The organism is Candidatus Hydrogenedentota bacterium (assembly GCA_018005585.1).
GTDB lineage: Bacteria > Hydrogenedentota > Hydrogenedentia > Hydrogenedentales > JAGMZX01 > JAGMZX01.
The window spans coordinates 1-6,287 of the sequence record JAGMZX010000228.1; the positions used below are offsets into that span (position 1 = coordinate 1).

Genomic DNA, 6,287 nt, shown 5'->3' on the forward strand with positions numbered 1-6,287 from the left:
CGTCAATGCGAAGATGGACCGCCTATCGGCTGCGCAGTTGCTCTTTGTACGCATCGGCCGCGCCCTCCCGGCCATGAACGACCCGTTCGAGTTTTTCCCGGGCCATTTCGGCGCCCTTGGACCCAGGTTCGGCCTCCAGCGCCTTCTGCCAGGCCTGGACCGCCTCGGTCAGGCGAGACATCTTGTACCTGGCGTTACCCATATACACCCATGCCAGCGCAAAATGGTCATCGGCGTTGATCGCGTTGTCGAAAAGGGCCTGCGCCCGGTCGTATCGCCCTGCGTTGTAGGCTTGCACGCCCTGTTGCAGATACTGTTTCGCGCGCCTGCGCCCGGCGGGCTGTTCGCCGCGCAAGACCCGCTTCGCAACATGTCGCGTGTCTTCAACCATGGCCTTCACGGCCGCCAGGAAAGACACCTCGCGACGCCACACCTGGCGCACGTGCAGCCGCATCTCGCGCCTGTACTCCTGTAACCGCTCTTTGCGTGTTTTGGGCATGCACCTCACCTCACACCACAACTGGCTCCCTGCCGTTCATGCTACCATATTTTCCACTTTTGGCAAAATGCGCGATTGGCTGTGCCGCACGAGGCCGCCCGGAAGGTTGGCGGGAAAGGCCCGCCTCGCGCGGCCCGCCCCCGCCCTTGTGCTACAATCGACCCGCATCAGGGCTAGTGTCGCGAGGGAACGCCATGTCCGTCATCCGAGAGTCGCTGCACATCCCGGTTACGGCACAGATGGGGCCGTTACTGGTGCTGAGTCTCATTCTTGTGGCGGGCCTCTCCGGCGGGTGGGTCGCGCGACGGCTGCGCGTGCCGAGTGTCACAGGTAATATTCTGGCAGGGATATTCATCGGCCCGGCGTGCTTGAACCTGTTCTCGGACCAGGACGTAATCACGGCGATGCAGCCGATGTCGACCTTCGCGATGGCGCTGATCACGGCGGGCATCGGGAGCCAGCTCTCGTACAACCGGCTGCACAATGCGTGGCGGCGCGTGGTGTCCATCGCGCTGGGCGAGGTGCTGTTCTGTTTCCTGCTCGTGATACCGGCGGTCTGGCTGCTGGGCGCGTCCTGGCCCGTAGCGCTGGTGCTGGGGTGCATCGCCGTCAATTCTTCGCCGGCGACCATCGTCGCGATTATCCGCGAAACACGTTCCAAAGGGACGTTTGTCAAGACTCTGCTGGCGGTCGTCGGTCTCGATAACATGATTTCGATTCTCATGTTCGCGTTTGCGCGGACGCTGCTCGCGGATTACTACGTGGCCGGGGCGGTGGGGATTGCGCCCGCGCTGCTACAGACCTTGTGGCAACTTGGGGGCGCACTGGCGCTGGGCTATCTCATCGGGTACGTGACGGAGCGGCTCGTGCATCACCCGCAGATGCACGATTTCAGCACGGTGTTTATCGCCATCCTGCTATGTGCGGGTGTTTCGACGTACTTCGGGTTCAGTCCGCTGCTGACCAGTCTGGTCTTTGGCCTGTGCCTGGGCAATGCGTCGGAGGAAGCGAGCCGCCAGACGCAGGCGCTCGAACCCATCGAACTCTTGCTGTTCATTTGCTTCTTTACGATGGCGGGCGTCTCGCTGCACCTCGAGACGGCGCGCGAGGCCGGTCTGCTCTGCGTGGCGTATCTGGGCTTGCGTTTCCTGGGCAAGCTGGCGGGCGGCGCCGCGGGCGGCCGCGTTGCCGGCACGACGCGGCGCATCTGGCTGAATATGGGCATTGGGCTCATGCCTCAGGCGGGCGTGGCAATCGGCATGGTCGTGCTTTTGGGCGGCGATGCGCGTATTCCGGAGGCGGTTTCCGGGCAGGTGGCGGCGATCGTGCTCGCCGGTGTCGCGCTTGCCGAGATCTTCGGCCCCTTCTTCACGCGGTTGAGTCTCCGCCGGGCCAATGAGGTCAACAAGGACCGGCGCCGCCTGATCGAGTTCCTCCAGGAAGAATACATCCTTACCGGTCTCCGCGCAGCGGACAAATGGGAAGCCTTGCGGAAAGTGACCGATTTCTACATACGCACTCACCGTATCGCCCCCGCGCTCCGCGAGGCGCTGCATCAATCGATCATCGAACGGGAAAGGGACGGCACGACCGCGATAGGGCTGGGAGCGGCCATCCCACACGGGCGCATCGGTCACGGCGGGGGTATCCGCGGCGTGCTCGCAATCTGCAGCGAGGGCGTTGCCTGGGGCGAGGACGATGACGAAAGTGTGCGGCTGGTCATGCTGGTGGTGACGCCAGCCGGTCACGACAAGGAACATATCGAGGTAATGGCCAGTCTGGCCCAGATGATCTCCGACGCGACCATCCGCACTCGTTTGCTGGCAGCGATGGACGCCAACGACGCATGGGAGGTTATTGAGGGAGAAGAAACGCGGAACTACAACTATTTCCTGGACGAGAAGGAGCAGGAGACCGCTGAGGAAGCGGCGTAAGCGGCTCGGACACCGGCGCCGCGGCAAGGATTATGGACGGAAGACCGCGCATGGTAAGATTGCGGGGCGGCATCGTAGTGTTTTGACAATCGCGGAGATAGAGTGGGAATAAGACCGGCCGGGCAAGCGTATTTCAAGATGGCCTGGCTGTAAGCACATCAAACGGAAATGCTGTAGTCCGTGGCGCAGACGATTCTTCCATATGGCATCGCGAATTTCGCGCGCAAAGCACGCCATGTCTTGGATTTCGGGGGGGTGTGGCTGGCCCGCCACCTGAACCGGTCGCCAAGATCGCTGCCTATTCTGATTCTCATGCTGACCGACAAGTGCAATCTGAAATGCAAGATGTGCGGGGCATGCGACTACACGCCCGGCGACCACAACCTGCTCTCGCTCGACGAATGGAAGGCGGTCGTCGACGCAGCGGCGCGCCTGCGCACGCAGGTCGTCGCTATCACGGGCGGCGAGGCCATGCTGCGGCACGACCTCTTCGATTTGATCCGCCACGTGCGCGGGCTCGGCATGGCGGTGCACCTGAACACCAATGGGCTCCTGCTCCGCGACAAGAACGTGGCGAAACTGGCGGAGAGCGGCGTGGAAACCGTGTCCATCTCGATTGAGAGCCCGGACGCGGCGGTCCATGACGCCATCCGCGGACGCGGCACCTTTCAGCACACGCTCGACGGCCTGCGGCGCTTGCGCGCCGCCGCGCCGGACCTGCGCATCGGCCTCAATAGCGTCATCAACAAGCACAACTACAAGACCTTGGCCGAAATGGTGCCGTTTGCCGTGCGGGAAGGCGTGGACCAGCTCAAGCTCGCGCCGATTCATACGAATTTACAGCACAAGGGCAAGAACGTCGACGAATACGCGGACATGATCTTTCAGGAACCCGACTTGGACGGCCTCGAACGCGAATTGAGCCGCATGCGGGCCGCCTTGGCAAAAACAAATCTCGAAACGACACTGGACCAGTTTTTTGACGGCATCACGGACCACTACCGCCCACCAGCGACGAATTTCTACTGCTACGCGGGTTTTGCCATCATGGTGGTCGGACCCCAAGGCTACGTTTCGGCGTGTTTCGATAAGGACAGCCCGATGAATGTGCGCGAGACCCCGCTCGACGAAATCTGGCGCAGCCGCGCCTTTCACGAGCATAGGCAACTGGCCCGTCATTGTGACCGCGCGTGCTGGGACACCGCAAACACGGAACTGAGCATGCGCCTGAGCGTGCTCCGGGCCTTGCGCGAACCGCGCAAGCTCATCAGCGCCATCCGCTACTACACCCGGCGCGGCCGACAAGGCCGTCGTCCCGGTGATGCCGCCCGCCCCGCCTGCAGCCGGGGACCGGATGCCGCTTGCGGCGGCGGGGACTATGGGGCCGGGCGCGCGGCGCACGACGCGAAGACAGTGATGGCCGCGACGGGCGGCGGGGACCCGTCCCAGGATGCGTCGCCGGGCATAGACGAGTGTGAATATGCGGCGGAGACGCTTGGCGCGCCCGCCGGCAAACCGGGGGGAGAACGGTGAGCGCCACGGGCGCCGGTCTGGCGGCCACCCTCTATCGCCTCGGCGATGCATGGGTGCGCACGCGCGTGTTGCGCCGGCGCGTGCCGCTGCTGGTCGGGTTCAACATCACGTTCCGCTGCAACCTCCGCTGCGCTTACTGCGCCTCGCCCACGCTCGAGGTGCCCGAGATGGACACGGACCAGGTGCTGCGAACCGTCGACGATTTTTACGCTCTGGGCATGCGCTGGATCACGTTCAGCGGCGGTGAGCCGCTCCTGCGCAAGGACCTCGGGACCATCATCGGCCATGTCAAGGACAAGGGTATCGTTACGTTCATCAGCACAAACGGATGGCTGATCCCGAAACGCATCAGAGAACTCTTGCGCGCCGACCGGTTCACCATCAGCCTGGACGGCGGCGAGAGGGTCCACGACGCGGTGCGCGGCAAGAACGCATTCGCGAAGGCGCTCGCGGGCGCGGACGCCGCGCGGGAACACGGCGTCCCTCTGGCCTTCACATGCGTGCTTTCGAGTTACAACCTCGATGCCGTGGACGACGTTCTCGAACTGGCCGCGCGGTTCGGCGCCACCTGCATGTTCCAGCCCGCAACCAAGTGGCTCGACTCTTCGAGCAGACCGAATCCCATCGCGCCGCCGACGGACCGCTACCGCGACGCCATCCGTTATCTGTTGCGCCGGAAGCGCGAGGGCGCGCCCATCACGAACTCGAGCGCGGGCTTGTGGTACCTGATGCATTGGCCGGACCCGGCGCCCATCGCGAGCACGGCCGGCCGGATCACGTGCACAATCGAACCGGACGGCAAGGTGACGGCTTCGCACGTGACGCAGGGCAATTGCCTGGAAGAGCAGGCCGGCGGCCTTTCCGCCCGGGAAAACTACCTGAATCTGTCTATCCCAGAAATGGTGGACCAGTCCTGGTGCGCGCCCATTCTCGAACTGGACCTGCTCTTTGCGCTCAATGCGGCCGCTATCTGGAACGCCATGAAGGTGCAACGCTGAAACCCCGCCGGCCCGGGCTGCGCCAAGGGTTGTTTTTTGACATGCGGCCGGACGCTCACTATACTAGCGCCTCAGATTCACCCGGTTTCCTTGGGGAAGCATGAGGTGCGGCATGGTTGACGGACATGTGCTCGTGCTGAACAAATCCTGGGTGGCGGTCAATGTGGCCTCTGCCCGGCGCGCGATCATGCTGCTCTATCAAGGTCATGCACGCGCCGTTCATCCCGCCGACTACTCGCTGTACAGCTTCGCGGACTGGTGCGACCTGTCCGCGGACGAAGACAGCGACGAGGATGGGAGATATCTGCGCACGCCCACCATGCGCATCCGCCTGCCTGAAGTCATCATCCTGAGCGTGTTCAACAGTTTCGTCCACCGCGAAGTGCCCTTCACGCGCCGCAACATCTTCGCGCGCGACAACCACCAGTGCCAGTACTGCGGCAAGCGGTTTTCCAAACCGGACCTCACGGTCGACCACGTCATCCCGCGTTCGCGCAGCGGGGGCGATTCGTGGGACAACCTCGTGCTCGCATGCGTGCGCTGCAATCTGAAGAAAGGCAACCGCACGCCCGAAGAGGCGAACATGCCGCTGATCCGCCATCCGTCGCGGCCGCAGTGGCTGCCACGGCTGGGCACGCGCATCCCGCACCACGAACTGATGAGCTGGCAGCGCTTCGTCGATACCACGTACTGGTCTCACGAAGCCTTCGAGGAAAGCGCCGTCGGCTGAGGCGGCTGCATCACGGCGGGCGACTCTCGCTCATGGCCCCTGTCTGTAATTCAGGCTTCAGCCTGTCTTGAAGACGGCGGGAATGTCACCCTGCAAACCGTTGCGGTGGATGCCCGCGTGCTCACGCGTGCGGGTGCGCGTCGCGGTAAACCTGCTTGAGGCGGTCGATGCTTACGTGGGTGTAAATCTGCGTGCTCGACAGGCTCTCGTGGCCGAGTAGTTCTTGCACGACCCGCAGGTCGGCGCCACCGTTGAGCATGTGCGTCGCGAAGGTATGCCGCAGTGTATGGGGCGATACCTCGCGCCGTCCGGGCAGCGTCTCGCGCACGTACCGCTCGACGACACGCTGAATGCTGCGCGTGGTCAGCGGCCCGCCCCGGTGATTCACAAACAGGATGTCGTGTGCCGGATTGCCCAATTGCCCGCGCATGGCGAGGTACGCCTCGATGGCGCGCACCGCGTGGCTGCCCAGTTGCGCGATTCGCTCCTTGCGCCGCTTGCCCAGCACCCGCGCCACGCCGCGGCCAAGGTCCAGGTCGCTGACCTTGAGCCCCGCGCATTCCGCGGCGCGCATCCCGCTGCTGTAAAGCGTT

At 63.9% G+C, this 6,287-nt stretch carries 6 protein-coding genes; 4 read left to right on the top strand and 2 right to left on the bottom strand.

Annotated elements, in window-relative coordinates:
- Positions 1–22 precede the first annotated feature (22 nt).
- Positions 23–499 carry a tetratricopeptide repeat protein gene (locus KA184_22650; protein MBP8132388.1) on the bottom strand — a complete coding sequence of 159 codons (477 nt, stop codon included), beginning with the start codon at positions 497–499 and terminating at the stop codon, positions 23–25.
- A 194-nt stretch (positions 500–693) separates the two neighbouring features.
- On the opposite strand from KA184_22650, the gene KA184_22655 reads away from it, so the two are divergent.
- From KA184_22655 to KA184_22670, 4 genes are all read left to right on the top strand, one after another.
- Complete coding sequence (locus KA184_22655; GenBank protein MBP8132389.1) at positions 694–2,433, top strand: cation:proton antiporter; 1,740 nt, start codon at positions 694–696, stop codon at positions 2,431–2,433.
- Between the two features lie 180 nt (positions 2,434–2,613).
- The gene (locus tag KA184_22660) at positions 2,614–3,966 is read left to right on the top strand and encodes a radical SAM protein (GenBank protein MBP8132390.1); all 1,353 of its coding nucleotides are present in this window, start codon (positions 2,614–2,616) and stop codon (positions 3,964–3,966) included.
- On the top strand, positions 3,963–4,964 hold the full coding sequence (locus KA184_22665; GenBank protein ID MBP8132391.1) for a radical SAM protein: 1,002 nt from the start codon (positions 3,963–3,965) through the stop codon (positions 4,962–4,964). The genes KA184_22660 and KA184_22665 overlap by 4 nt, the downstream gene beginning before the upstream one ends.
- A gap of 112 nt (positions 4,965–5,076) precedes the next feature.
- On the top strand, positions 5,077–5,694 hold the full coding sequence (locus KA184_22670) for an HNH endonuclease (GenBank protein MBP8132392.1): 618 nt from the start codon (positions 5,077–5,079) through the stop codon (positions 5,692–5,694).
- Positions 5,695–5,815: 121 nt separating this feature from the next.
- Here KA184_22670 and KA184_22675 read toward each other — a convergent pair.
- Positions 5,816–6,287 (bottom strand): tyrosine-type recombinase/integrase (locus tag KA184_22675; GenBank protein ID MBP8132393.1); only part of this gene is annotated, 472 nt, incomplete at its 5' end.

What these genes read in the sequence shown, in the direction of transcription:
- KA184_22650 (MBP8132388.1), bottom strand. Translation starts at nt 499, where the DNA reads ATGCCCAAAACACGCAAAGAGCGGTTACAGGAGTACAGGCGCGAGATG.
- KA184_22655 (MBP8132389.1), top strand. Translation starts at nt 694, where the DNA reads ATGTCCGTCATCCGAGAGTCGCTGCACATCCCGGTTACGGCACAGATG.
- KA184_22670 (MBP8132392.1), top strand. Translation starts at nt 5,077, where the DNA reads ATGGTTGACGGACATGTGCTCGTGCTGAACAAATCCTGGGTGGCGGTC.